This window comes from Serratia sp. LSHTC3, assembly GCF_057197125.1.
The window spans coordinates 121,342-146,674 of record NZ_JBXUNP010000004.1 but is presented as its reverse complement, the minus strand read 5'-3'; the positions used below and the strand labels follow the sequence as shown (position 1 = coordinate 146,674).

The 25,333-nt window shown below is 60.1% G+C and carries 21 protein-coding genes; 9 read left to right on the top strand and 12 right to left on the bottom strand.

Going from position 1 to position 25,333, the window contains the following annotated elements:
- Position 1: 1 nt before the first annotated feature.
- The 3 genes from brnQ to AC2CGI_RS16335 form a co-directional block, all read right to left on the bottom strand.
- On the bottom strand, positions 2-1,324 hold the full coding sequence (gene brnQ / locus AC2CGI_RS16345) for a branched-chain amino acid transport system II carrier protein (protein WP_076741295.1): 1,323 nt from the start codon (positions 1,322-1,324) through the stop codon (positions 2-4).
- A 199-nt stretch (positions 1,325-1,523) separates the two neighbouring features.
- Positions 1,524-2,405: a 2OG-Fe dioxygenase family protein gene (locus tag AC2CGI_RS16340; protein WP_015379003.1), complete on the bottom strand. Its 882-nt coding sequence runs from the start codon at positions 2,403-2,405 to the stop codon at positions 1,524-1,526.
- Between the two features lie 30 nt (positions 2,406-2,435).
- Positions 2,436-2,768 (bottom strand): tRNA-binding protein, encoded by a 333-nt coding sequence (locus AC2CGI_RS16335; RefSeq protein ID WP_004931561.1) that lies wholly within the window; start codon positions 2,766-2,768, stop codon positions 2,436-2,438.
- Positions 2,769-3,055: 287 nt separating this feature from the next.
- Between AC2CGI_RS16335 and AC2CGI_RS16330 the strand changes: the two genes are divergently transcribed.
- The 4 genes from AC2CGI_RS16330 (at position 3,056) to AC2CGI_RS16315 (ending at position 8,141) form a co-directional block, all read left to right on the top strand.
- Positions 3,056-3,973 (top strand): DMT family transporter, encoded by a 918-nt coding sequence (locus AC2CGI_RS16330; protein ID WP_004931563.1) that lies wholly within the window; start codon positions 3,056-3,058, stop codon positions 3,971-3,973.
- A gap of 168 nt (positions 3,974-4,141) precedes the next feature.
- A complete protein-coding gene (locus AC2CGI_RS16325; RefSeq protein ID WP_041922370.1) occupies positions 4,142-5,230 on the top strand; it encodes an ABC transporter substrate-binding protein in 1,089 nt (362 codons plus the stop codon).
- 78 nt (positions 5,231-5,308) lie between these two features.
- Positions 5,309-7,078, top strand: a complete 1,770-nt coding sequence (locus AC2CGI_RS16320) for an ABC transporter permease (protein ID WP_004931567.1) — start codon at positions 5,309-5,311, stop codon at positions 7,076-7,078.
- Positions 7,071-8,141, top strand: coding sequence for an ABC transporter ATP-binding protein (locus tag AC2CGI_RS16315; RefSeq protein ID WP_015379001.1), 1,071 nt, complete (start codon positions 7,071-7,073; stop codon positions 8,139-8,141). The genes AC2CGI_RS16320 and AC2CGI_RS16315 overlap by 8 nt, the downstream gene beginning before the upstream one ends.
- Positions 8,142-8,171: 30 nt before the next feature.
- Here the strand turns inward: AC2CGI_RS16315 and AC2CGI_RS16310 are convergent, their stop codons facing one another.
- The 5 genes from AC2CGI_RS16310 to AC2CGI_RS16290 form a co-directional block, all read right to left on the bottom strand.
- Entirely contained in the window at positions 8,172-9,137 is a 966-nt protein-coding gene (locus AC2CGI_RS16310; RefSeq protein ID WP_076741296.1) for a PDR/VanB family oxidoreductase, read from the bottom strand.
- 41 nt (positions 9,138-9,178) lie between these two features.
- On the bottom strand, positions 9,179-10,627 hold the full coding sequence (locus AC2CGI_RS16305) for an NAD-dependent succinate-semialdehyde dehydrogenase (protein WP_015378999.1): 1,449 nt from the start codon (positions 10,625-10,627) through the stop codon (positions 9,179-9,181).
- A gap of 45 nt (positions 10,628-10,672) precedes the next feature.
- Positions 10,673-11,797 carry an aromatic ring-hydroxylating oxygenase subunit alpha gene (locus AC2CGI_RS16300; RefSeq protein ID WP_015378998.1) on the bottom strand — a complete coding sequence of 375 codons (1,125 nt, stop codon included), beginning with the start codon at positions 11,795-11,797 and terminating at the stop codon, positions 10,673-10,675.
- A 26-nt stretch (positions 11,798-11,823) separates the two neighbouring features.
- Complete coding sequence (locus AC2CGI_RS16295; RefSeq protein WP_015378997.1) at positions 11,824-13,434, bottom strand: BCCT family transporter; 1,611 nt, start codon at positions 13,432-13,434, stop codon at positions 11,824-11,826.
- Between the two features lie 364 nt (positions 13,435-13,798).
- Positions 13,799-14,884 carry a tartrate dehydrogenase gene (locus AC2CGI_RS16290; protein WP_004931578.1) on the bottom strand — a complete coding sequence of 362 codons (1,086 nt, stop codon included), beginning with the start codon at positions 14,882-14,884 and terminating at the stop codon, positions 13,799-13,801.
- 82 nt (positions 14,885-14,966) lie between these two features.
- Here AC2CGI_RS16290 and AC2CGI_RS16285 point away from each other — a divergent pair, with 82 nt between their 5' ends.
- The 4 genes from AC2CGI_RS16285 to fbaA all read left to right on the top strand — a co-directional run bounded on the left by AC2CGI_RS16285 (position 14,967) and on the right by fbaA (position 19,684).
- Positions 14,967-15,926, top strand: coding sequence for a LysR family transcriptional regulator (locus AC2CGI_RS16285; protein ID WP_274517900.1), 960 nt, complete (start codon positions 14,967-14,969; stop codon positions 15,924-15,926).
- 311 nt (positions 15,927-16,237) lie between these two features.
- The gene (gene epd / locus AC2CGI_RS16280; RefSeq protein WP_004931582.1) at positions 16,238-17,254 is read left to right on the top strand and encodes an erythrose-4-phosphate dehydrogenase; all 1,017 of its coding nucleotides are present in this window, start codon (positions 16,238-16,240) and stop codon (positions 17,252-17,254) included.
- Positions 17,255-17,324: 70 nt separating this feature from the next.
- On the top strand, positions 17,325-18,488 hold the full coding sequence (gene pgk, locus AC2CGI_RS16275) for a phosphoglycerate kinase (protein WP_025160206.1): 1,164 nt from the start codon (positions 17,325-17,327) through the stop codon (positions 18,486-18,488).
- A gap of 116 nt (positions 18,489-18,604) precedes the next feature.
- The gene (gene fbaA, locus AC2CGI_RS16270) at positions 18,605-19,684 is read left to right on the top strand and encodes a class II fructose-bisphosphate aldolase (RefSeq protein ID WP_004931586.1); all 1,080 of its coding nucleotides are present in this window, start codon (positions 18,605-18,607) and stop codon (positions 19,682-19,684) included.
- Positions 19,685-19,903: 219 nt separating this feature from the next.
- Here the strand turns inward: fbaA and AC2CGI_RS16265 are convergent, their stop codons facing one another.
- A complete protein-coding gene (locus AC2CGI_RS16265) occupies positions 19,904-20,572 on the bottom strand; it encodes a DUF1345 domain-containing protein (RefSeq protein WP_075685374.1) in 669 nt (222 codons plus the stop codon).
- Between the two features lie 205 nt (positions 20,573-20,777).
- Between AC2CGI_RS16265 and mscS the strand changes: the two genes are divergently transcribed.
- Positions 20,778-21,644, top strand: coding sequence for a small-conductance mechanosensitive channel MscS (gene mscS, locus AC2CGI_RS16260; RefSeq protein WP_015378992.1), 867 nt, complete (start codon positions 20,778-20,780; stop codon positions 21,642-21,644).
- 81 nt (positions 21,645-21,725) lie between these two features.
- On the opposite strand, the gene AC2CGI_RS16255 is transcribed toward mscS, so the two are convergent.
- The 3 genes from AC2CGI_RS16255 to AC2CGI_RS16245 all read right to left on the bottom strand — a co-directional run bounded on the left by AC2CGI_RS16255 (position 21,726) and on the right by AC2CGI_RS16245 (position 25,282).
- The gene (locus AC2CGI_RS16255; RefSeq protein ID WP_076741297.1) at positions 21,726-23,075 is read right to left on the bottom strand and encodes an MFS transporter; all 1,350 of its coding nucleotides are present in this window, start codon (positions 23,073-23,075) and stop codon (positions 21,726-21,728) included.
- Positions 23,076-23,247: 172 nt separating this feature from the next.
- Positions 23,248-24,279 carry a methionine synthase gene (locus AC2CGI_RS16250; protein WP_004931594.1) on the bottom strand — a complete coding sequence of 344 codons (1,032 nt, stop codon included), beginning with the start codon at positions 24,277-24,279 and terminating at the stop codon, positions 23,248-23,250.
- A gap of 25 nt (positions 24,280-24,304) precedes the next feature.
- Complete coding sequence (locus AC2CGI_RS16245) at positions 24,305-25,282, bottom strand: DUF1852 domain-containing protein (protein ID WP_033632135.1); 978 nt, start codon at positions 25,280-25,282, stop codon at positions 24,305-24,307.
- Between the last annotated feature and the right edge of the window lie 51 nt (positions 25,283-25,333).

The following is a 25,333-nucleotide window of genomic DNA, read 5'->3' as shown; positions in this document are numbered from 1 at the left end:
ATTACGACGCGGCCTTGACGCTTTCGGCGCTGCGCAACCGGTCGTAAGCCGCCGCCAGCAACAGCACCAACAGCGTAGGCTGCAGCCAGACCAGACCCTGCTCGGCCAGCGGCAGCTTATCGAACCAGGCGGGCAGCAGGCCGCTGAAGCTGGAAGCCTTCAGGCCATCGGCCAGGCCGAACACCAGGCTGGTGGCGATCACCGGCGCGAAGACGCGCCTGGCGCTGCGCCAGCGGTTCTGGCTGAAGCTGAGCAACACCAGCGCGATGCAGGGCGGGTAGATCGCCGTCAGCACCGGCAGTGAGACGCGGATCAGATTGGCCAGCCCCATGTTGGAAACCAGCATGGCGAAGAGGGCGAGGATGACCACCAGCGCGCGATAAGAGAGCGGCAGGTAGCGTGAGAAAAAGTCCGCGCAGGCGCAGGTCATGCCAACCGCCGTTACCAGGCAGGCGATGAACATCAGCACCGCCATAAAGACGCTGCCCAGATCGCCGAAGGTGTGCTGTACATAGGCGTGCAGGATTGCCGCGCCATCCTGAGCGCCATTCTCGAGCAGGCTGCCGCTGCCGGCGCCGAGCTTGAACATGCAGATATAGACCAGCGTCAGGCCGACGCCGGCGATCAGGCTGGCCCACAGCGTATAACGCAGCAGCAACCCGCTATCGCTGACGCCGCGCGAGCGGGCGGCGGTAACGATAATCGAACCGAACATCAGCGCCGACAGCGTGTCCATGGTTTGATAACCCTGTACGAAGCCGGTGGAAAACGCCGCGGCCTGATAGCTGCCGACGGCGGAGAGCGGCGCGCCTGCGGGCCAGATCAGGGCGGCGATGCCGAGCGCGGCCAGCGCCAGAATTTTCAGCGGCGCCAGAATATGGCCGACGTTATCGAGCAACCGTCCGGGATATAGCGACACAATCATCGCCAGGGTAAAGAACAGCAGGCTGTAGATGAACTGCGGCAGGGCGCCGTCGCCGGTGAAAGGCGCAATGCCGAGGGCGAAAGAGACATTGGCGGTTCGCGGCGTGGCGAACAGCGGGCCGAGCGCCAGATAGCAGACGGTCGCCAGCAGCAGGCCGGCGGTGCGGCCGATAGGGCCGGTAAGCAGGCTGATGCTGCCGCCGACGCGCGCCAACGCGATCACGGCGATCACCGGCAGGGCGACGGCGGTCACCATAAACCCGAGGGCGGCCGGCCACAGATGTTCGCCGGACTGCAGCCCCACCAGCGGCGGGAAAATGATGTTGCCGGCGCCGACAAACAGGGCAAAGGTCATAAAGCCCAGGGCGATAATGTCTTTCGGGGATAAACTCTTGGTCATAACGGTATGGCACTGCCTGTATTCATGAAATAAACGGCCCGCCTGCAGAGGGCTGGCGCGTGGGGCAGCGAGCGCCCGCAAAAATTTTCGTCCGGCAGGATATAATAATTCGGCGACAAAAACCTGATTAATCCAGCGCTGTTTATCCTGGCGTGAACCGGCCGCACAGAGGGATCATGGCGGCCGGCCCGGCAGCGCGTTAGCTCGCGCGCGCCACCATGTCTATCGACAGCGGGATTTCGATATGCGGTTTAAAAGAGTCGTACGCGAAAGAGACGTGGCCGTCTTCGACCGGTTTGCGGGTGAAAAAGATCAGCATATCGCGGGTTGAATCCTTACGTTTGTCCTGCGCTTTCACCGGAGAGAGGCTGTGTTTGCGCTCGTGGTCGACAATCAGCAGGGTGTCGAGGAAATGCCGATGCTGTATTTCGCCCAAAATCCATTCCGGCCGGGCCCGATCGAATTTGATCCCGCTGGTTTCGCGCATATCGTGAATAAAGGTCTTGGCGCTGTCGTCGGTCATGTTGTCGCAGCCGAGGAAGGTTGTCATGGTGTGGTCGACGCCGTCGCTGTGCACGCCTTCCAGCGCCGGTTCGCCCAGCATCTGCGGCGTGGTGACGGTGCGCAGGTTGAATACGGTGCAGACGAACTTGTTGATCTTCTGATTAAGCCGGGGGCGCGGCGTCACGCCCACGCCATCGATCACGTAGGCTTTGAATTTCATCAGCGCCTGAAAGGCCGTATTCAACTGCAGATCGTCGTTGATGCCGCGGAAATGACGCACCTTTCCTGAATCGTAGCGGATGAAGTCTTCCTCGACCGAGAGCACGAAAGGCTGGAACTCCAGCCGCTCAATCCGGGCGCGATCGAAGTCGAAACAGAAACGGCCGTTTCTGGACTTGCGGAAAGGCAGCGTGGGATCATCCGCCAGATTGGCGCTGACCTGCTGCAGCCTGGCGAAATCTTCCGGCCGCGCGCCCAGCGCCAGCAGGATTGCCTGCATGGTAGCGCCGGGGATAAAGGCTGAACGGTGTTCCTGGTATGCCTTCTTAACTTCATCAAGCAGAGATAACTGTCGCATTTCTCGGTGGCCTCACGAATGATGGGGCGGTTATAAAATCTTGCTGCCGATCTCCACGTCGAAATCGGGTTTCAGCAAGACGGTGCCTTGATCCCTGGTGACCGCGGCAAGAACCAGCACTTCGGATTTAAATCCGGCAACCCGCCTGGCGGGGAAATTAACGACGGAGATGACTTTTCTGCCAAGCAGGTCATCTTCCTGATAGTTTTCGCATAATTGTGCCGAGCTGTTTTTAATGCCAATTTCCTCGCCGAAATCAATGCGCAGCTTATAGGCGGGTTTTAACGCCTTGTCGTTATATTCCACGGAAATAATTTCGCCAATACGCATATCCAGTTTCATAAAATCAGTGATTTCGGCCATGAGTCAGTCCCGTTAATTAAATGGCTTCAGAAAGGCTAGCAAAGGGGAATTATCCCGACAATGTCGCCAAGAGGGGAATATTTATACCCGATGTAGCAATTAATTTACATTGTCGTAACGTGGCGTAATTAATTATAAGCTTGATGAATTATATGAAATTGAAACTTCATTATTCACCGGTAATTATGTGCACCATCTGAACTTGGGCGTCCGCTCGGCACTGTTAAGCCCGTGTTAAATTGGTTAGTATGCCTTCATTCATCAACCGCATTCTTTCAGGTAGTGATATGGAAATAACCCCGCGTGAAAAACGCGATCGGCGAAAGGCATTTATCGCGCCGTTTTTCCTGATATTAATTTGGTCGACGGGTTTTATTGCCGCGCGGGCGGTGGCGGATCATGCCGATCCCAACCTTTTCCTGACCTTTCGCTTTTTGATCGCCGCCGCGGTATTCGCTTTGCTGGCATTGCATTGCGCCTGGCCCAAGGGGCGGCAGTTCGTGATGCACCTGCTGACCGGCATGTTGATGAATGGCGTTTATCTCGCTGCAAGCTGGTGGGCGGTAGCGAACGGCCTGGCGGCCGGGGTGATGTCGCTGATCGGCGGCTTGCAGCCGCTGTTCACCGCGCTGATTTTCGCGTTGGTGCTGCGCAAATCGATAGGGTTGCGCTCCTGGGCCGGGCTGGCGATCGGCTTTATCGGCGTTGCGCTGGTGCTTTCTCCCCGGCTGACCGGCATTGATGTCGGCAATATGGCGCTGTTGCCGATCCTGATGGGGTTTGGCAGCATCGTCGCGCTGACGATCGGCATCATGGTGCAGAAGTCTTCGCTGGCGGCGGCCGATCTGCGGGCGGCGGGCGCCATTCAGCACCTCGGCGCGGCGATCGTGACCGGCGCGTTGGCGGCCGTGATGGGCTCCGGCGCCTGGGACAATTCGCCGACGCTGTGGTTCTCGCTGCTGTGGTCGGCCGGCGTGTTGTCGCTGGGCGGCACCGCGCTGTTCATCTGGATGGTGCGCCACGGCGATTTGACTCGCATTACCGCGCTGATGCTGCTGGTGCCGCCGGCGGCAGCGCTGCAGGCTTATGCGCTGTTTGGCGAGGCGCTGTCGCTGGTGCAGTTGGCGGGGTTTGCCCTGACCCTGCTGGGGGTCGCCATCGTACAGCGAATTCGCCTGCTGCGGCGTTCTCGTCTGGCCGAATAGTTTGCGACTGGAAGCGCCGTAAAGCCCGCGCTGCCGGGCTTTTTATTGGCTGAAAAACGTCCAACCTCACAAAACCGAAAGATAACAAAGCAACGCCGTTGCCTCGTCACAGTTATTAACTATATGTTAATTTTTGGTTTATTAAATGTGATCAGGGGATGGATGATGATGATGAAAAAAATCAGCGCGACCGTAGCGGCAATCACCTTGCTGGGCTCCGTTTCCGCCTATGCGGCCTTCCCGGCGGGCTACCCCGCCGACTATCAGAAACTGGTCGACGGCGCGAAGAAAGAAGGCAAGGTGGTGATTTACTCGACCACCGACACCAAGGCGGCGGCGCCGTTGATCCAGGGGTTTGAGGCGTTATATCCGGGCATCAAGGTCGAATACAACGACATGAACAGCACCGAACTGTATAACCGCTTTATCAGCGAGCAGGCGGCCGGCGGCACCAGCGGCGACGTGGTGTGGAGCTCGTCGATGGACACCATTTTGAAACTGGCGGGCGATTACGCGCAGGAATATGCCTCCCCCGAGCAGGCTCAGCTGCCGAAATGGGCGGTATGGCAAGAGAAGGTGTATGGCACCACCTACGAGCCGGTGGTGTTTATCTATAACAAACGCCTGATCCCGCAAGGCGATGTGCCGGATTCGCATGCGGCGCTGGCCAAGCTTATCGCCGGCCAGACGGACAAATTCAAGAAGAAAGTCACCACCTACGACATCGAAAAATCCGGCGTCGGCTTCATGCTGTCGGTGCAGGACTTCAAGGCCGATCCTAACTACTTCAAAACGCTGGCCGATGTGGCCAAGGGCGGGTTGGCGGTGCAATCCTCCACCGGCACCATGATGGAACGCGTTTCCTCCGGTGAAAACCTGATCGGCTTCAATATCCTCGGTTCATACGCCGAGGCCCGCGCCAAGAGCGACCCGTCGCTCGGCATTGTCTATCCGAAAGACTATACCCTGGTGCTGTCGCGCGTGAGCTTCATCAGCAAAGAGGCCGGCAACCCTAACGCCGCCAAGCTGTGGTTCGATTACGTGCTGTCGGAGAAAGGGCAAAATATTCTCGCCAATCAGGCGGATATCCCCTCGATCCGCAACGACATCGAAGGCAAGAACGACATCGATGGCATGACCAAGCTGTTGGGTAACGCGCTCAAGCCGATCCCGGTCGATGACAGCCTGCTGGAATATCTGCAGCCGGCCAAGCGTCTCGACTACATCAAACAATGGCGCGCCGCCGCGGCGAAATAACAGGGACTGCATTCGGACGCGCGCCTGTCGCACGGGCGCGCGCCCTTTGGTCGTCGTTTACAACCATAGGGAGCATTTATGCAAGCATGGCGCAGAAAGTGGCAGAGCCTGCCGCGCGGCCTGGTGGTGTTGATAACCGCGCTGGTTATCTATGTCCCCCTGTCGTTTATCATCATTCAAAGCTTCCTCTCGGCACCGTTTTTCTCTCCTTCCAAGGTCTTCAGCCTTGAGGCCTTCGAGTTCATCTTTACCGACCCGGATTTCTACAAAGCCCTGAAAAGCGGATTTATTCTGGCATTCGGCCTGGTGATTATCGCCATCCCGCTCGGCGGTATTTTGGCCTTCCTGATGGTGCGCACCGATCTGCCGGGGCGGCGAATCATCGAACCGCTGATTCTGGTGCCGATCTTCGTGTCGCCGATGGTGCTGGGTTTCGGTTACGTGGTGGCGGCGGGGCCGGTAGGCTTCTTCTCGCTGTGGGCGGAGGCGCTGCTGGGCTTCGTGCCGTGGAACATCTACTCAATGGCCAGCATCGTGGTGATAGCCGGATTGACGCACGTGCCCCACGCCTACCTGTACATCTCCTCGGCGCTGCGCAGCGTGGGCTCCGACGTTGAAGAAGCGGCGCGCACCGCCGGCGCCACGCCGCTGCAGGTGATGACCGCCGTCAGTCTGCCGATGGTGCGGCCGTCTATCTTGTACGCCGGGGTGCTGCTGTTCTTCCTCGGGCTGGAAGTGTTCGGCCTGATGCTGGTGCTGGGCGATCCGGAAGGCAACCTGGTGCTGGCGACCTACCTGTACCAGTTGACCAACAAGCTGGGCACGCCGTCTTACCATCTGATGGCGGCGGTGGCGGTGGTGCTGATTTGCATCACTATTCCGTTGGTGATGCTGCAGCGCCGGCTGATGCGCACCGCCAACCGCTTTGTCACCGTCAAGGGCAAAGCCTCGCAGGCCCGCGCGCTGCCGCTGGGTAAATGGCGCTGGGTGGCCGGCGCGGTGGTGGTGTTCTGGCTGACCGTGACCATCGGCGTGCCGCTGATCGGCGTGGTGCTGCGCGCCTTTATCTCCAACTGGGGCGTGGGCGTGTCTGTCTGGGACGAACTGTCGATCAACACCTTTCGCACCATCTGGGCGCAGCCCAACCTGCTGCGCGCCATCGTCAACTCGATGGCGATCGGGGTGATCGGCGGAGCGCTGGCGGTGGCGTGCTACCTGTTTATCGGCATCGCGATGCACCGCAAGCCGGATGGCGCCACGCGCTTCCTCGACTACAGCGTGCTGGTGCCGCGCGCGGTGCCGGGGCTGCTGGCCGGTCTGGCATTCCTGTGGGTGTTCCTGTTCCTGCCGATGTGGCTGGACAAATCGCTCAAGGAAGGCTGGCTGTCGGCGTTGCCGATGGCCGAATGGCTGCGTGCTAACTGGATTGTCTGGCTGCGTTCGCTGCGCAGCACCATATTCAGCGTCTGGCTGGCCTACACCGTGGTGTGGATGGCCTACGGCCTGCGGCTGATCTCTTCCACGTTGCTGCAGGTGGGGCCGGAGCTGGAAGAGGCGGCGCGCAGCGCCGGCGCCAGCCGCGGCCAGATCACCCGCCACGTCACCATTCCGCTGTCGCGCTATGGCCTGATCGGCTCCTGGCTGCTGATGTTCCTGATTTTTGAACGCGAATATTCCACCGGGGTGTATCTGCTGTCTCCGGGCACGGAAACCATCGGCTCGATGCTGGTTTCTCTGTGGGCCGCGGGCGCTATCGATATCGTCGCCGCGCTGTCGTTCATCAATATTCTGCTGGTGGTGCTGGGGCTGGGGATCGCCTTGCGCTTTGGAGTGAAATTACATGATTGAACTTTCGGTAGAGAATCTGCATTTGACCTATGGCGACAACCCGGTGCTGAAAGGGGTGTCGATGGATCTGAAACGGGGCGAAGTGGTCTCGCTGCTGGGCCCGTCGGGCAGTGGCAAAACCACGCTGCTGCGGGCGGTGGCCGGGCTGGAGAAACCGAGCCAGGGGCGGATCGTCATCGGCAACAGCGCGGTGTACAACGGCAGCGCGCGCAGCGAAATTCCCGCCGAAGAGCGCAACCTGGGGCTGGTGTTTCAGTCCTATGCCCTGTGGCCGCATAAAACGGTGTTTGAGAACGTCGCTTACCCGCTGAAGCTGCGTAAGACCGGCTCGGCGGAAATCGCCCAGCGAGTGCAGGCGGTACTGGATCAGCTCGGGTTGGGGCATCTGGCCAAGCGGCACCCGCACCAGCTTTCCGGCGGCCAGCAGCAGCGCGTGGCGATCGGGCGTGCGCTGGTCTACAACCCGCCGGTGATCCTGCTGGATGAGCCGCTGTCCAACCTCGACGCCAAGCTGCGCGAAGAGGCGCGGGTATTCCTGCGCGAGCTGATCATCAAGCTCGGTCTGTCGGCGCTGATGGTGACTCACGATCAGAACGAGGCGATGGCCATTTCCGATCGCATCCTGCTGCTCAATAACGGCAAAATCGAACAACAGGGCACGCCGCAGGAGATGTACGGCTCGCCCACCACGCTGTTCACCGCCGAGTTCATGGGCAGCAACAACCGCTTGCCGGGCAAGATCGTGGCGCTGGAAGGCGACCGGGCGCGCATCGAAGGCAAGGATTGGGCGCTGTGGGGCAAAGCGGGCGCCGGCGTGCAGGTCGGGCAGGAGGGCACGGCGGTGATCCGCGTGGAGCGCGTGCAGTTGGGCGAAGATCCGCAGGGCAACCAGCTTGAGCTGCCGTTGTTGACCAGCATGTATCTCGGCGATCGTTGGGAATACCTGTTCCGCACCGTGGCCGAAGACTTCGTGGTGCGCGCCTATGGCCACGAGGCGCGCGATCGGGCGCTGTGCCGGCTCTCCCTGCCGGCCGAGCATCTGTGGATATTCCCGAAAGCCTAACCAGGACGCCCGCCGATGCGGGCGCTCCTTTTACAAATCCAGCACCAGCCGGCTGCCTTTGGCGCGCGAGCAGCAGATCAACAGGGTTTGCTGCGCCGCGCGTTCTTCGTCGCTGAGATACTGATCGCGGTGGTCGGCTTCCCCCTCGACGATGCGGGTTTCGCAGGTGCCGCAAATGCCTTCGCGGCACAGGCACTCGACCCTGGCTGCCTTGCTGTTTTCCAGCGCCTGCAGGATGGTCATGTCTTCCGCCACTTCAAGTTCAATACCCGACCGGGCCAGCACCAGCGTAAAGGCGCCGCCCGCCGTGTCTTCGGCGGCAAAGGCTTCGCTGTGTAAACGCGCGGCGTCGATACCCCGTTCGGCGGCGATCCGGTAGACCGCTTCGTTCAGCGCCGCCGGGCCGCAGACGTAGATATGGGCGCCGGGTTCCACGTCGGCCAGCGTGCGCGCCAGATCCAACCGGCCGCCAAGGCTGGAGACATGGCAACTGACGTTGTCTGCGAACGGCGCTTGCATCAGCTGCTGCTGGAAGGCGTTGTGCTCTTCACTGTGGAAGCAGTAGTGCAGATGGTAGCGTTGGCCGCTGCGTTGCAGCTCATGCAGATGGGCCATAAACGGCGTGATGCCGATGCCGCCGGCGATCAGCACGTGATGTTGCGCTTCCGGCGCCAGCGCGAACAGGTTATTCGGGGTGCTGATGGTCAGCGTATCACCGATCGCCAGCCGATCGTGCATGAAGTCGGAACCGCCTTTGGAAGGGGACTCACGGCGCACGGCGATCTGGTAACGGTCGAGCTCGAACGGTGAACTGAGCAGCGAATAGGCGTTGCTGTAGCGCTGCTCGCCGTCCTGCATTTGCACGATGATGTGGCTGCCGCCGCTGAAGGCGGGCAGTGGCCGGCCTTGCGGATCCGCCAGGGTAAAGCGCTTGACCTGTGCGGTGACGGTTTCGATGTCGACGACGCGAACATCAAGCATCTGATAGCTGGTCATTCATTGGCTCCAAAGCGCGGGCGTCCCCGCGCATAAAAAAGTTATACCGCCTGGCACAGGTATTTGAGCTCCAGATAGTCTTCGATGCCGTATTCGGAGCCTTCACGCCCCAGGCCTGACTGTTTCACTCCGCCGAACGGCGCCACCTCGTTGGAGATAAGCCCGGTATTGATGCCGACCATGCCGTACTCCAGCCGCTCCGAAACGCGCCAGATGCGCGCCGCATCGCGGGTGTAGAAGTAGGCGGCCAATCCGTAGATGGTGTCGTTGGCCTGGCGGATCGCCTCGGCTTCGTCATCGAATATCACCAGCGGCGCGACCGGGCCGAAGATCTCTTCTTCCAGCAGCAGCGAGCCGGGCTGTACGTCGCCCAGCACCGTCGGGGTGAAGAAGTTGCCGCCCAGCGTGTGCGGCGTAGCGCCGGTCAGCACCTGGGCGCCTTTGCTCAGCGCATCATCGAGTAGCTCCAGCACCTTGTCGCGCGCCTTGCGGTTGATCAGCGGGCCTATTTGCACGCCCGGTTCGAAACCGTTGCCGACCTGCAGCGCCGCTACCCGGGCGACAAATTTTTCGGCGAACTGGGCGTAAACGCCGCGCTGTATGTAGAACCGGTTGACGCACACGCAGGTCTGCCCGGCGTTGCGGTATTTGGCGATCAGCGCGCCTTCCACCGCGGCATCGATGTCTGCATCGTCAAACACGATGAACGGCGCGTTGCCGCCCAGTTCCAGCGACACCTTCTTGATGGTGTCCGAGCTCTGGCGCATCAGCAGCCTGCCCACCGGCGTGGAGCCGGTAAAGCTGAGTTTGCGCACCTGCGGGTGGCGGGTCAGCTCGGCGCCGATCGCCTGCGAGTTGCCGGTCACTACGTTGAACACCCCGGCGGGAATGCCGGCGCGCTCGGCCAACTCGGCCATCGCCAGCGCCGAATAAGGGGTTTCGTTGGCGGGTTTGACCACCAGCGTACAGCCGGCCGCCAGGGCCGGTGCGGCCTTGCGGGTGATCATCGCCGCCGGGAAGTTCCACGGCGTGATCGCCGCGCACACGCCGATGCCCTGCTTCAGCACCATCAGGCGTTTATCGCTGCTCGGCGAGGGGATGATGTCGCCATTGGTGCGCTTGGCCTGTTCGGCGAACCATTCGATAAAGGAGGCGGCGTAGCGGATCTCGCCCAGCGATTCCGCCAGCGGTTTGCCTTGCTCCAGCGTCATCAGGCTGGCCAGATCCTGCTGGTGTTCCAGCATCAGTTCGAACCAGCGGCGCAGCAGCTGCGCGCGCTGTTGCGCCGGCAGCGCGCGCCAGCCTTCCAGCGCCTGCTGGGCGGCGTCGATCGCCGATTGGGTTTCGGCCGTCGCCATGTTGGGCACGCTGCCGATGAGTTGGCCGGTGGCGGGATCGCTCACCGGCAGGGTTTCCTGGTTGTCGGCGTCGCGCCATTGGCCGTTGATGTAGGCCTGTTGGCGGAATAGCGCCCGATCGGAAATATTCACGAGAACCTCACAAGTCAGGGGAAGGGGCCCTTGGGCCCCGTCGCATCAGGGTTGATAAACCTGCGCCAGCAGGTTGTGGAAGTGGGCGATGCCGTGCTCGCTGACGCCGCTGCCAGCGCCGTCGGCCATGATGCGCCCCTGCCCGCGATAGCCGCGCGATTTGAGGCCTTTTTGCACGCTCTCCACCAGCCGCAAATCTTCCGGGCGGAACACGTCGCGGTACCAGTCGATCAGTTTGAGCTGTTCGTCGCTCAAATCGGCGTTGGTGAAGTAAATGTCGTAGTGCTGCAGGGTGGTTTCCGCATCAACCGGGAACTCATAGATCACCGTCATCATGCCTTCCAGCGGCGGCATGTTGAACATGGTGCACGGCCACAGCCAGATGCCGTGGAAGCTGGCTTCTTTACCCTCTTCAAACTTGAACGACTGCTCGGAAGGGCGGGCGTAGCCGAACTGCAGCGTCCAGTTGCCGTGCAGGGTGTGCCAGTAGCGGTCGACCTGCACCGAGTCGGCGAAGCCGGGGTGCGCCGGGCCGCAGTGGTAGCACTCGAGGTAGTTGTCGACGATGTTCTTCCAGTTGGCCGGGGTGCGGGTGACGAAGCGCGCCGCCAGCTTGAGATCGTCGACCTGCGGGCAGGCCTCGCGCACTTTGGCGCCGAGGCCCGGCAGCTGGTCTTCCACCGTGCCGGCCTGCGAGTCCAGATTGACGTAAATAAACCCGGCGTACTCTTCGACCCGCACCGGCACCAGATGCGAGTTTTCCTTATCGAAGTTCTGCACGTTTTCGCAGTTGCGCGCGTGCGCCAGTTCGCCGTCCAGCTTGAACGCCCAGGCGTGATAAGGGCAGGTGATGACGTTTTTCGCCCGGCCGTCGCCCGCCAGCAGCTGGTGGCCGCGGTGCGGGCAGACGTTGTAAAAGGCGCGCAGTACTTTGTCGCGGCCGCGCACCACCAGAATGTTTTCACCGATGATCTCGCGGGTGATGTAGTCGTTCGGTTGGGCGAGCTCGCTGCGGTGCGCCACGCAGATCCAACTGGTGGCGAACACCTGCTCTTTCTCGTGCTCGAACGCTGCCTGGTGGGTATAGAACCGGGCCGGAATGGTGTAAGCCTCGCGGGCGTCGGCGCAGAAATCTTTCGGTAAGGTAAATTCAGGGATCAGAGTGCTCATAAGTTAACCTTCCTCTTTTCTTATTGTCATTTCGCCATAGGGCGCGGTTGATACGACGATGGAGCGGAGAGTTCGGCGGCCGGCGGCGCGTCTGGCAGCGCCGGTGGGCTGCTTTCGATCAGGTGCGCCGGGATGGCCGCGTAGTCCTGTTTCAGCCAGCGGGCAAAGCCGTAGGTTTTCACCAGCAGCACCAGCAGGAACGGCAGCGCGGTCAGGATCACCGTGGTTTTCATGGTGTCCAGCGAGGCGCCGGTAAACAGGATCGACAGCGGGATCAGGGTGATCACTACGCACCAGAACAGGCGCAGCATCGGGCTGGGATCTTGCCCCTCCTGCAGGTTGCGGGTGCTGGTGGCGGCCATGGTGTAGGCCACGGCGTCCATGTGCGAGGCCAGGAAAATGATCATGATGAACAGATAGGCGGCCAGGAACAGCTTGCCGAGCGGCAGCGCTGTCAGCAGCATCTGCACGGCGGTTTCGCCGCCCTGGGTGCTGAGGATCTCCGGCACGTTGAGCTGCCCGCTGATGAACTGGTGCATGGCGTAGCTTTCCAGCGAACCGAAGAAGAACCAGCAGCCGAGGGTGCTGCCGAGCAGCAGCGCCCAGATCACTTCTTTAATCTTGCGGCCGCGCGAGACGCGGGTGACGAACATCGCCACGCCCGGGGTATAGGAGATCCACCACAGCCAGTAGAACACCGTCCAGCTGCGGCTGAAGCTGCCGTCGCCCATCGGGTCGGTGAACAGGCTCATCTGCAGGAAGTTTTGCGCCGTCAGGCCGATGGCGTTGATGGTGTTGTTGATGGTGAACTCGGTGGGGCCGACCAGCAGCACCAGCCCGGCGAAGGCGAAGGCGCCCCAGCCGACCATTTTGCTCAGGCGCTGCATGCCGCCGTCGATGCCGATGTAAGAGCTGAGACAGAAGATCACCGCCGCCAGCAGGATCACCGTCGCCTGTACCGTGAAGTTATCCGGGATGCCGGTCAACGCCGTCAGCCCGCGGGTAAAGGTGGAGGCGGTCAGCACCAGCGAAATGGTGAGGGCGCCGACGGTGGCGACCAGGAAAATCAGATCCACCATCCGCCCGATCGGGCCGTTGGCACGCACGCCGGTGATGGCGGCAATGATCCCCGACAGGCTGAGCCCTTTGTTCTTACGCACGTGGAAGTGGTAGGCCATGATCAGCGAGGCGAGGGCGTAGGTCGCCCAGGCGCTCAGGCCCCAGTGGAAGAAGGAGTAGCTGATGCTGTATTCCAGCGCCTTTGGGGTGCGCGGCGCGATGTTCAGCCCCGGCGTCTGGTAATAATACGCCCATTCCATCACCCCCCAGTACAGGGTGGACGAGCCCAGGCCGGCGCAGATGAACATGAACAGCCAGGCCAGCGTGGAGTATTGCGGTTTGCCTTCGCCGAGGCGGATGTTGCCGTATTTGCTCAACGCCAGATACAGCACCACCAGCAGGGCGATCAGCACCAGGATTTGAATGGTTGAACCGAACAGCCGGGTGACGCCGTTGAAAATGGTGTTGGCGATAAGCGCGGATTGGGCCGGAAAGAGCATCAGGCAAAGGGCGATCAGCGCAATGCTGCACAGGCTGATGGCGATGAGCGTGACATCCTTTTTGGGATTGCTCTGCATGGGAGTGAACTCCTGTTATCGGTGGTGGGCCGGTGCGCAAAGCGTAGGGGGCGCCCGGGCCTTATTGGTTTGAACCCTTTGTTTTGTTACACCACGAGGAGCAAACGCCCCGGCTGAACGCCACCGGAAATGTTTACTCTTCATTAACATTTTTGAGTGTGCACAAATTACAGGAGGGCCACAATTAGGGCATCTGTAAAAGGATAAAACACAGTATGTAAACAATTTGTTGTGATCTTGACCGGGGTATTGGCGTGCTTTCTGCGGTGATTTTCAGCGGATTTGCGGCGGCGATCGAAGCGGAAAAACGGACGTGGCAAAGCAGGGCGCGAAAGGGCGCCCTGCGCAGGAAAATCAACGGCGTTTAGCGTTGCAGCAGGGCGGCGATCGCCTGGCCGACTTGCTGGGTGGAGGCGTCGCCGCGCATGTCCGGCGTGCGCGGCCCGTCGGCGATAATGCGCTCAATCGCCTGCAGGATGCCGTCGTGCGCCTGGCGGTAGCGGGCATCGCCGTCGCCGAGGAAGTCCAGCATCATCGCGCCGCTCCAGATCATGGCGATCGGGTTGGCGATGTTTTTGCCGAAAATGTCCGGCGCCGAGCCGTGTACCGGCTCGAACAGCGACGGGAAGTTGCGTTCCGGGTTCAGGTTGGCCGACGGCGCGATGCCGATGGTGCCGGTACAGGCCGGGCCGAGATCCGACAGGATATCGCCGAACAGGTTGGAGGCGACCACCACGTCGAAGCGTTCGGGGTTCAGCACGAAGCGCGCGCACAGAATATCGATGTGCTGTTTATCCCAGGCGATATCAGGGTATTGGCGCGCCATCTCCGCCACGCGCTCATCCCAGTACGGCATGCTGATGGCCATGCCGTTGGACTTGGTGGCGGCGGTCAGACGCTTGCGCGGGCGCTGCTGCGCCAGCTCAAAGGCGTACTTGAGGATGCGGTCCACGCCCTGACGGGTGAACACCGATTCCTGGATCACCATCTCGCGTTCGGTGCCTTCGAACATCCGTCCGCCGAGCGAGGAGTATTCCCCTTCGGTATTTTCGCGCACCACGTAGAAATCGATGTCTCCCGGCTGCTTGTTCGCCAGCGGGCAGGGCACGCCGGGAAACAGTCGCACCGGGCGCAGGTTGACGTATTGCTCGAAGTCGCGGCGAAATTTAAGCAGTGAACCCCACAGCGAAATGTGGTCGGGCACCGTGTCCGGCCAGCCGACGGCGCCGAAATAGATGGCGTCGAAGCCCTTGAGCTGCTCAAACCAATCGTCCGGCATCATCTGGCCGTGGTGCTGGTAGTAGTCGCAGCTGGCCCACTCGAAGGTGTCGAATTCCAACGACAGATCCCAGCGCGCCGCCGCCGCCTGCAATACCCGTATGCCTTCCGGCAACACTTCCCGTCCGATACCGTCCCCGGGGATTGCGGCAATCTTGTAAGTTTTGCTCATACAGAGGTCTCATTTGTAGGTAGGGGAGATTGACAACACTCTTATCCTATAATTGACTAACTGTTAATCAATCGCGAAAACGGTGAAACATAAAACACGAATCATGAACAATATGCCGATCCTGAGTGACCTGCGGGTGTTCGTGCTGGTGGCGCGTCGCGCCGGGTTCGCCGCCGCCGCCGAAGAGCTGGGTGTTTCGCCTGCCTTTATCAGCAAGCGTATTGCGCTGTTGGAGAAGGCGCTGGACGTGTCGTTGCTGCACCGCACCACGCGGCGGGTGGCGATCACCGAAGACGGCGAACGCATCTACGAATGGGCGCAGCGCATTCTCAACGATGTCGATCAGATGATGGACGAACTGTCCGAGGTGCGCCAGGCGCCGCAGGGCATGCTGCGCGTGGTCAGCAGCTTCGGCTTCGGCCGGCGTTTCGTGGCGCCGGCGCTGTCGGCGCTGGCGCGGCAGTACCCGCAGCTGGAACTGCGGCTCGACGTGTCCGATCGGCTGGTGGATCTGGTCAGCGAAGGATTCGATCTGGATATCCGCATCGGCGACGATATCGCCCCCAATTTGATTGCGCGCAAGCTGGCGGACAATCAGCGCATCCTGTGCGCTTCGCCGGCGTACCTGCAGCGCCACGGCGTGCCGAAAAATCCGGCTGAGCTGGCGGGCCGTTCCTGTCTGGTGATCAAGGAACGCGATCACCCGTTCGGGCTGTGGCGGCTGCAGGGGCCGGGCGGCGAAGAGACGGTGAAGGTGACAGGGGCGCTGGCGTCGAACCACGGCGAAATCGTGCACCAGTGGTGCCTGGACGGGCAGGGCGTCGCGCTGCGTTCCGCCTGGGACGTGAAAGAGAACATCGACAGCGGCCGGCTGGTGCACATCCTGCCGGAGTATTATCAGCCGGCCAATATCTGGGCGGTGTACGTTTCCCGGCTGGCAACGTCGGCGAAAGTGCGGGTGACGGTCGAATTTTTGCGCGACTATTTTCGTGAGCACTACGGCGAAACGGGGCCGGCGAGCGAAAATCCGTCGCGGTCTTGAGGCCAAAAATGTGCGCCAGATCATCTTATGCTCGTAAAACTCCCCTCCGTTACCTGAGGAACTGTTGCACCTGTTCCTTTTGCCAAAACTTTGGTTTATGCTCAGCTGAAGCGTTTCAGTTGAAGCACTCTTCAACAGAAATGCCAATGTGACGGCGGTGAAAAACCGCTGAAGTGCGGGAATAATGCAAACTCGGCGATTCACAGCGGGCGGTACGATCCACTACTCTATGCGGGTTAGTGAGACAACCAGTCAGCGCCGGGCGGCGCCGGTGAGTCACCCGGCGTGGACGGCCCTTTTTCAGGAGCAGCATGACCATCCGCATAGCGATAAACGGCTTTGGCCGCATCGGCCGCAGCGTATTGCGCGCACTGTACGAATCGGGACGACGGGCGGAAATCTCCGTGGTGGCGATCAACGAGCTGGCGAACGCCGAAGGCATGGCCCATCTGCTGAAGTACGATTCCAGCCACGGCCGCTTCGCCTGGGATGTGCGGCAGGAGTGCGACACGCTGAGCGTCGGAGACGACGCGATTCGCCTGTTGCACCAGCCGGCGGTGGAGCAGTTGCCCTGGGGCGAGCTGGGCGTCGACGTGGTGCTGGACTGCAGCGGCGTGTACGGCAGCCGGGCGGATGGCGAAGCCCATCTGGCGGCGGGGGCGAAGAAAGTGCTGTTCGCCCACCCGGGCGGCAACGATCTGGACGCCACCATCGTGTTCGGCGTCAACCATCAGACGCTGCTGGCGGAACATCGCATCGTGTCCAACGCCTCGTGCACCACCAATTGCATTATTCCGGTGATCAAGCTGCTGGACGACGCCTACAGCATCGAGTCCGGCACCGTGACCACCATTCACTCGGCGATGAACGATCAGCCGGTGATCGACGCGTATCACGCGGATTTGCGGCGCACCCGCGCGGCGAGCCAGTCGATCATTCCGGTCGATACCAAGCTGGCCGCGGGCATCACCCGTATCTTCCCGCAGTTTTGCGATCGCTTCGAGGCGATCTCGGTGCGCGTGCCGACCATCAACGTGACGGCTATCGATCTGAGCGTCAGCGTGAGCGCCGCGGTGAAGGTGGCGGAGGTCAACCAGCTGTTGCAAAAGGCCGCACGGGAATCATTTCGTGGTATAGTTGACTACACGGAATTACCATTGGTCTCGATCGATTTTAACCATGACCCGCACAGCGCTATCGTCGACGGTACGCAGACCCGGGTCAGCGGGCAGCACCTGATAAAGACCTTGGTCTGGTGCGACAATGAATGGGGCTTTGCCAATCGGATGTTGGATACAACACGGGCAATGGCTGCCAGCGGTTTCTAGTACGGCGGCGCCGGCGTGATTGGCGCGCTGCTCAGGCAATTTTATAGAGATTCAATAAAGAGGGTTCACCATGTCTGTAATTAAGATGACCGATCTGGATCTGGCGGGTAAACGCGTACTGATCCGCTCCGATCTGAACGTGCCGGTAAAAGACGGTAAAGTGACTTCCGACGCGCGTATCCGCGCTTCCCTGCCGACTATCGAAGCTGCGCTGAAGCAAGGCGCCCGCGTGATGGTAACCTCCCACCTGGGTCGTCCTACCGAAGGCGAGTACAACGAAGAATTCTCCCTGCTGCCTGTGGTCAACTACCTGAAAGACCATCTGAAATCCCCAGTGCGTCTGGCGAAGGATTATCTGGATGGCGTCGACGTCGCCGAAGGCGAACTGGTGGTGCTGGAAAACGTCCGCTTCAACAAGGGCGAGAAGAAAGACGACGAAACCCTGTCCAAGAAATACGCGGCGCTGTGCGACGTGTACGTGATGGACGCATTCGGCACCGCGCACCGCGCGCAGGCTTCCACCCACGGCGTGGGCAAGTTCGCGCCTGTCGCCTGTGCCGGCCCGCTGCTGTCCGCCGAACTGGAAGCGCTGGGCAAAGCGCTGGGCAACCCGGCCCGTCCGATGGTCGCCATCGTGGGCGGTTCTAAAGTCTCCACCAAACTGACCGTGCTGGATTCCCTGTCCAAAATCGCCGATCAGCTGATCGTCGGCGGCGGCATCGCCAACACCTTCGTGGCGGCGCAGGGCAACAACGTGGGCCAGTCCCTGTACGAACCTGACCTGATCCCGAACGCGCAGAAACTGCTGGAAACCTGCGACATTCCGGTGCCGACCGACGTGCGCGTGGCGACCGAGTTCTCTGAGACCGCGACCGCGACCGTGAAGCAGGCCAACGAGATCCAGGACAACGAGCAAATTCTGGATATGGGCGACGTCTCTGCCGAGCGTCTGGCCGTTATCCTGAAGAACGCCAAGACCATTCTGTGGAATGGCCCGGTTGGCGTATTCGAGTTCCCTAACTTCCGTAAGGGCACCGAAATTGTCGCCCGCGCGATCGCCGATAGCGACGCTTTCTCTATCGCTGGCGGCGGCGACACTCTGGCAGCCATCGATCTGTTCGGTATCGCTGACAAAATTTCCTACATCTCCACCGGCGGTGGCGCATTCCTGGAATTCGTTGAAGGGAAACCGCTGCCTGCAGTCGTGATGCTGGAAGAGCGCGCTAAGCAGTAATTCAGACAACGGGAGGCGAAAGCCGCCCGTTTGTTTTATACCGCGCGGCTAACGCTGCGCGGCGTGAAAACATCGATTTACATCCATCTACGGCCGACGAAACAGGACAAAGTAACATGTCTAAAATTTTTGATTTCGTAAAACCGGGTGTCATCACGGGTGATGACGTTCAGAAAGTCTTCGCAGTTGCTAAAGAGAACAACTTTGCGCTGCCAGCGGTAAACTGCGTGGGTACCGACTCCATCAACGCAGTGCTGGAAGCCGCGGCTAAAGTGCGCGCGCCGGTCATCGTTCAGTTCTCCAACGGCGGCGCCGCGTTTATCGCCGGCAAAGGCGTGAAGACCGATGTGCCTCAGGGCGCTGCGATTCTGGGCGCTATCTCCGGCGCACACCACGTTCACCAGATGGCTGAACACTACGGCGTGCCGGTGATCCTGCACACCGACCACTGCGCGAAGAAACTGCTGCCATGGCTGGACGGCCTGCTGGACGCCGGCGAGAAGCACTTCGCCGCTACCGGCAAACCGCTGTTCTCTTCCCACATGATCGATCTGTCTGAAGAATCTCTGGAAGAAAACATCGAGATCTGCAGCGCCTACCTGAAGCGCATGGCCAAAATCGGCATGACGCTGGAAATCGAACTGGGCTGCACCGGCGGTGAAGAAGACGGCGTGGACAACAGCCATATGGACGCTTCCGCGCTGTACACCCAGCCGGAAGACGTGGCTTACGCGTACGAAAAACTGAACGCCATCAGCCCGCGCTTCACCATCGCAGCCTCGTTCGGTAACGTGCACGGCGTGTACAAGCCAGGTAACGTTAAGCTGACTCCGACCATCCTGCGCGATTCTCAGAAATACGTTTCCGAGAAATTCAACCTGCCGCATAACAGCCTGAACTTCGTGTTCCACGGCGGTTCCGGTTCCAGCGATGCGGAAATCAAAGAGTCCGTCAGCTACGGCGTGATCAAGATGAACATCGACACCGATACCCAATGGGCGACCTGGGACGGCATCCTGCAGTACTACAAAGCGAACGAAGCTTACCTGCAGGGCCAGCTGGGCAACCCGAAAGGCGCCGATCAGCCGAACAAGAAATACTACGATCCACGCGTCTGGCTGCGCGCAGCACAGACCAGTATGGTGACGCGTCTGGAGCAGGCCTTCAAAGATCTGAACGCGGTAGACGTTCTGTAATCTTCGCCAGCTGTTGCACGATGCAAAAGGCTCCCTGCGGGGAGCCTTGTTGTTTATGACAAGCCTGATGGCGTTGCCTGGCTCGCCGTTGGCAAAATATAAAAAATAAGGAAAATCAATTTATTGATTTTCGGCTGATGATCACAAAGGAGGAAAAACCACGTTTTTTCCTCCTTTGTTTGTGATTAAAAGGCTCCCTGCGGGGAGCCTTTTTCGTTTTCAGCTCAGCAAGCCGGCGCCGACGTTGATAGACAGGCCCAGGATCAGCATGTTGAACGCGAAGGAGATCACCGACTGCAACAGGGTGATCTTGCGCACCTCTGCCGCGCCGACCGCCACATCGGCGGTCTGCGACGCGACCGCGATGGTGAAGGAGAAGTAGGCGAAATCCAGATAGGTCGGCTCGGTGAGATTGCCGGGGAACAGCAGCGGCAAAGGATCCTGCTGTGCGCCCTGGCGATAAAACTGATGAGCATAGTGCATGGTGAAGGCAGTTGGCAGCAGCAGCCAGGATACCGCCAGCGTTCCGCCGGTTAGTGCCAGATGCAGGGTTTTCAGCGAGTCGCTGGCCTGTTTGGCGCTGCTCAATTCGAACAGGATCGCCAGAATGCTCACCAGACAACCGAAACTGACCAGCGCCAACACCGTGCTGGCGCTTTCATCCTGTCGCCGGGCGATCTGGCGAATGTGCTGCGGCGTGCTGACCAGCATCAGCCGCCAGAGAAACAGCAGATAGAGCCAGGCCAGCGTATTCCAGCCGATCATCAAGCGTTGCAGCAGCGAGAGCTGGGCGGGCAGCAGCAGGAAGCACAACAGCCCGGCGCCGACGGAAAGCAGCAGCCTGGGCCGCACTTGCCAATAGTGTTTAAGCGAAGAGCGAATGTGCATGAAGAACGGATCCCTTGTCGTGAAATGGCCAACGCGCTGTTTTCAGCATAGAAGAAGCGGCGGGCGGTTTCGGCTATTTTTAACGCTGACGGTTGGCATGAGCCTTTAATGTTGGTTACCCTTAGGCGGTGGTTTCCTACTGGCTGCCGAAGCCAGTGTATTTTTGCGAGTTTCTCCCGTTAGGGACTGAGTTAGGACGACACGAATGAAAGATTTGAATGTAGTAGACGGCATCAACGGTGCCGGCGACTGGTTGGTGAAGAACCAGGATCTGTTGATCCAGTACGCGGTGAATATCGTCGCCGCCATCGTTATCCTGATCATCGGTTCGATCGTGGCCCGCGTGGTCGGCAATGCGCTGAACCGCGTAATGAAGCTGCGCGGCATCGACGCCACGGTGGCGGACTTCCTGTCGGCGATCGTACGTTACGGCGTGCTGGCGTTCACCTTCATCGCGGTGCTGGGGCGCGTCGGCGTGCAGACCACCTCGGTGATCGCCGTGCTGGGTGCCGCCGGTTTGGCCGTCGGCCTGGCGCTGCAAGGCTCGCTGTCCAACTTCGCCGCCGGCGTGCTGCTGGTGATCTTCCGCCCGCTGCGCGTGGGTGAGTATGTCGATCTGGGCGGCGTGGCCGGTACCGTCGATCAGGTGCAGATTTTCTCCACCACCCTGCGTACCGCAGACAACAAAACCATCGTGGTGCCGAACGGTAAAATCATCGCCGGCAACATCATCAACTATTCCCGCGAACCGAACCGCCGCGTGGACATCGTGGTAGGCGTGGCCTACAACGCCGATATCGACGTGGTGAAGAAGGTGTTGGGCGACGTGATCGCCGCCGACAAGCGCATTATGCACGCTAAAGGCGTGACCGTGCGTCTGAACGAGATGGCGCCGTCCTCTCTGAACTTCGTGACTCGTTCCTGGACCACCAACGCGGAATACTGGAACGTGTACTTCGATCTGATGGAAAACTTCAAGCGCGCGCTGGATGCCCACAACATCGGCATTCCGTTCCCGCAGATGGACGTGCACCTGTATCGCACCGAAGACGCTTCCGCCAAGGCGGAATAACAGAGAGGGGGCCTTGGCCCCCTTTTTGATTGCAGGCCGAGACGTCACTGATGGCGTCTCGGCCTTTTATTTTCCGCGAGTTCAGATGCCGGCCGCCGGTTCGGTGAGCGGCGCGCGGCGGCGCAGGCTGAGGCGATAAAGCAGGAAGATGGCGACTGCGCCCAGCAGCGCCGGCAGCGCCAGCCAGAGGAAGAACACTTCCGGCGAACCGGCGGCGGTCATCATCCAGGCGCCGAGCATCGAGCCGACGATCGAGCCGAAGCGGCCATTGGCCATGGCCCAGCTGACGCCGGTCACGCGGGCTGCGGTCGGGTAAAGGGTGGCGGAAACCAGATTCAGGCCGTTTTGCGCGCCGGCCACGCCGAAGCCTATCAGGAACACGACGGCGGCCAGCGTGTATGCGTCGCCCATCAGGTAACCGGTAGCGCCGATCACCAGCGCGGCGCCCAGGTAGGAGAAGGCCAGCACGCGATAGGGCCCGACCCGATCCATCAGCAGCGCCATCAGGATGGCGCCCAGGGTGCCGCCGAGCGGCACCATCGCGCCGATGCGCGAGGCGTGGGCGATATCGAAACCGGCGTCTTTGAGGATCGTCGGCAGCCAACTGGTGAGCAGGTAGAACACGAACAGCGAACAGAAGAATGCCGCCCACAGCAGCAGGGTGCGCACGGCGCGCCCTTCGATAAACAGGTGCGAGATCGGCGACCTGGCCTGCGCCGGGCGCTCGTCATCGAAAATGGATCCCCCCGTCCAACGCTGGCCGGTGATACGCTCGACCACCCGGCGCAGCCGATCGGCATGTTTGGCGCTGGCGGCCATAAAGCGCACCGACTCGGGCATCTGCCAGGCCAACAGCGGCAGCAGCGCCAACGGTGCAATGCCGCCGACCAGCAGCAGGCCGCGCCAGCCGAACGCCGGGATGATCTGCCCGGCCAGCAGGCCGCCCAGGGCCAGCCCGGCGGTAAAGCCGCTCCAGCTTAGGGTGACCATCAACATGCGCCGGCGCGCCGGTGAGTACTCAGAGCTGAGGGTGATGCAGGTCGGTATCGCGCCGCCGAGGCCAATGCCAGTGATGAAGCGCAGCAGGGTCAGGGATTCGATCGAATGCGTATAGGCCGAAGCCAGGGTGCAGCCGCCAAATACCAGCACCGCGACGAGCAGCACGCGCTTGCGGCCGATAGCGTCGGCGATCGGCCCGAACAGCAGGCTGCCGATCAGCAGACCGAACAATCCCGCACCGAAGGCGGGGGAGAGCTGCGCTGGCTGCAGGCCCCACTCTTCGCGCAGCGCCGGGGCGATATAGCCGATGATGGCGGTATCGAAGCCGTCCAGCAGGGCGATGAGGAAACATAAGGTCAGGATCAGGATTTGGTAGGGTGAGATCCTGGCGCGATCGATGATTTCGCTGATGCGAGCGGTATCTGGGCTCATGAGGGTTCCACTGTTATTAAGCTGGTGTGGGCTGGCTGAGGGGCCGTTCAGGCCGCTGTGGCTGGCATCGCGTAGAAATCCGAGTATACACCAGCGCGGGGGCGTTGCGGGGAGAAGGAGTCGATTGATAATCGCCCGCCGCAGGAGGCTACTGCGGCGGGCGCTGGCGCGGTTATTTGGCCAACAGCTCTCGGCGCACGATCTCGGCGCCTGCGCTTAACGCATTCAGCTTGCCGCGGGCGACCTGACGAGGCAGGGGAGCCATGCCGCAGTTGGTCGACGGATAGAGCTTGTCGGCATCGACAAACTGCAGCGCTTTGCGCAGCGTAGCGGCCACTTCTTCCGGCGTCTCAACGGCATGATTCGCCACGTCGATGGCGCCGACCATCACCTTTTTGCCGCGGATCAGTTCAAGCAGATCCATCGGCACGTGCGAGTTATGGCACTCCAACGAGATAATATCGATAGTCGACGTTTGCAGCTTGGGAAACGCCTCTTCATATTGTCGCCACTCAGAGCCCAGCGTCTTTTTCCAGTCGGTATTGGCCTTAATGCCGTATCCATAGCAGATATGTACGGCGGTTTCACACTTAAGCCCTTCAACGGCTCTTTCCAGGGCGGCGATGCCCCAGTCATTCACCTCGTCAAAGAACACATTAAATGCGGGCTCATCAAACTGAATAATGTCGACGCCTGCGGCCTCAAGCTCTTTGGCTTCCTGATTGAGGATCTTGGCGAACTCCCAGGCCAATTTCTCGCGGCTTTTATAGTGGTTGTCATAGAGCGTGTCGATCATGGTCATCGGCCCCGGCAGGGCCCATTTAATCGGCTGCTGGGTCAGCTGGCGTAAAAATTTGGCGTCTTCAACGAAAACGGGCTTTTGACGCGAGACCGCCCCCACCACGGTTGGCACGCTCGCCTCGTAGCGATTGCGGATTTTAACCACTTCGCGTTTCTCGAAATCGACGCCGCTGAGGTGTTCGATAAACGTAGTGACGAAGTGCTGACGGGTTTGCTCGCCATCGCTGACGATATCGATGCCGGCCTGTTGTTGCTCTGCCAGCGATAAACGCAGGGCGTCTTGCTTGCCTTCGATTAATTCTTCATTTTGCAATTTCCAGGGCGACCACAGGGTTTCCGGTTGGGCCAGCCAGACCGGTTTGGGTAAGCTGCCGGCGGTCGATGTGGGGAGCAATATTTTCATGATAGGTGACCTGTATTTAAGTGAATCAAAGCGCGTAGTGGGCAGACCATTGCTCAAGAATAGGCTTGTAGGGTTTGATAAATTGCTCTTCCGTAAATTTCCCCTGCTCAATCGCCAACTGGCTACGCTCTTCGCGATCGTAAACAATCTTGGTTAATGAATGATCCTGGTTATTCAGGCTTGGCTGATAGCATTGCCCCGCCGCCGAGTTGGCATTGTAAATTTCAGGCCGATAGATTTTTTGGAAGGTCTCCATCGTGCTGATGGTGCCAATCAGCTCCAGATCGGTGTAATCGCTCAGCAAATCCCCGGGGAAATAAAACGCCAGGGGGGCGACGCTATTTTTCGGCATGAAATAGCGCACCTGCAGGCCCATTTTTTTAAAATACCGGTCGGTCAGCGAAGCGCCGTCTTGCCGATACTCGTCGCCCAAGACCGGGTGTTGATTGCCCGTCCGATGATAGGTGTCTTTGCTGGACACGCTGAGGCAGATCACCGGCGGTTTGCTGAAATTCTCATGGTATTCGTTTGAATTGACGAAGTGCTTAAAGATATTGCCATGCAAATCGCCGAAATCATCCGGAATGGTAAATTCCGCCGTGTTTTTATTGTGCGCCGGCAGCAAGACGCTAAAGTCGTAATCGCGCACGTAAGAGGAGAAATTGTTCCCGACGATGCCCTCGATACGCGTTTGCGTTTTTTTATCAAGGATGTTGGTTTTCAGGATTTCTATCACCGGGAAGCTGGCGCTGTGATCTTCAATGCGCATCTCAACCGAAATGATTTCAAGCTCGACCGCATAGCGATCGGCCTTGGGGTTATCCCAATGCGCCAACGAATTGAAGCGGTTGTTAATCATCACCAGCGTGTTGCGCAGGTTCTCCCGGCGGTTTTCTCCTCTGGCCAAATTGGCGAAGTTGGTGGTGATACGCGTATTTTCAGAAGGGTTATAATCTTCATCGAAAGAACTGCTCTTAATCGTAAAGGTAAAGTCTCTATTCATCGTCTTATAGCATCCTGTTATATGATATGAGGGCTGGGTTTATCCATTTAT

Excerpts from the sequence above, each read along its gene's own strand:
- brnQ (WP_076741295.1), bottom strand. The coding sequence starts at position 1,324 with ATGACCAAGAGTTTATCCCCGAAAGACATTATCGCCCTGGGCTTTATG.
- AC2CGI_RS16310 (WP_076741296.1), bottom strand. The coding sequence starts at position 9,137 with ATGACCAGCTATCAGATGCTTGATGTTCGCGTCGTCGACATCGAAACC.
- AC2CGI_RS16330 (WP_004931563.1), top strand. The coding sequence starts at position 3,056 with ATGGAAATAACCCCGCGTGAAAAACGCGATCGGCGAAAGGCATTTATC.
- AC2CGI_RS16335 (WP_004931561.1), bottom strand. The coding sequence starts at position 2,768 with ATGGCCGAAATCACTGATTTTATGAAACTGGATATGCGTATTGGCGAA.
- AC2CGI_RS16295 (WP_015378997.1), bottom strand. The coding sequence starts at position 13,434 with ATGCAGAGCAATCCCAAAAAGGATGTCACGCTCATCGCCATCAGCCTG.
- AC2CGI_RS16290 (WP_004931578.1), bottom strand. The coding sequence starts at position 14,884 with ATGAGCAAAACTTACAAGATTGCCGCAATCCCCGGGGACGGTATCGGA.
- AC2CGI_RS16250 (WP_004931594.1), bottom strand. The coding sequence starts at position 24,279 with ATGAAAATATTGCTCCCCACATCGACCGCCGGCAGCTTACCCAAACCG.
- AC2CGI_RS16340 (WP_015379003.1), bottom strand. The coding sequence starts at position 2,405 with ATGCGACAGTTATCTCTGCTTGATGAAGTTAAGAAGGCATACCAGGAA.
- AC2CGI_RS16245 (WP_033632135.1), bottom strand. The coding sequence starts at position 25,282 with ATGAATAGAGACTTTACCTTTACGATTAAGAGCAGTTCTTTCGATGAA.
- AC2CGI_RS16300 (WP_015378998.1), bottom strand. The coding sequence starts at position 11,797 with ATGAGCACTCTGATCCCTGAATTTACCTTACCGAAAGATTTCTGCGCC.
- AC2CGI_RS16320 (WP_004931567.1), top strand. The coding sequence starts at position 5,309 with ATGCAAGCATGGCGCAGAAAGTGGCAGAGCCTGCCGCGCGGCCTGGTG.
- epd (WP_004931582.1), top strand. The coding sequence starts at position 16,238 with ATGACCATCCGCATAGCGATAAACGGCTTTGGCCGCATCGGCCGCAGC.
- AC2CGI_RS16255 (WP_076741297.1), bottom strand. The coding sequence starts at position 23,075 with ATGAGCCCAGATACCGCTCGCATCAGCGAAATCATCGATCGCGCCAGG.
- mscS (WP_015378992.1), top strand. The coding sequence starts at position 20,778 with ATGAAAGATTTGAATGTAGTAGACGGCATCAACGGTGCCGGCGACTGG.
- AC2CGI_RS16315 (WP_015379001.1), top strand. The coding sequence starts at position 7,071 with ATGATTGAACTTTCGGTAGAGAATCTGCATTTGACCTATGGCGACAAC.
- pgk (WP_025160206.1), top strand. The coding sequence starts at position 17,325 with ATGTCTGTAATTAAGATGACCGATCTGGATCTGGCGGGTAAACGCGTA.
- fbaA (WP_004931586.1), top strand. The coding sequence starts at position 18,605 with ATGTCTAAAATTTTTGATTTCGTAAAACCGGGTGTCATCACGGGTGAT.
- AC2CGI_RS16325 (WP_041922370.1), top strand. The coding sequence starts at position 4,142 with ATGATGAAAAAAATCAGCGCGACCGTAGCGGCAATCACCTTGCTGGGC.
- AC2CGI_RS16265 (WP_075685374.1), bottom strand. The coding sequence starts at position 20,572 with ATGCACATTCGCTCTTCGCTTAAACACTATTGGCAAGTGCGGCCCAGG.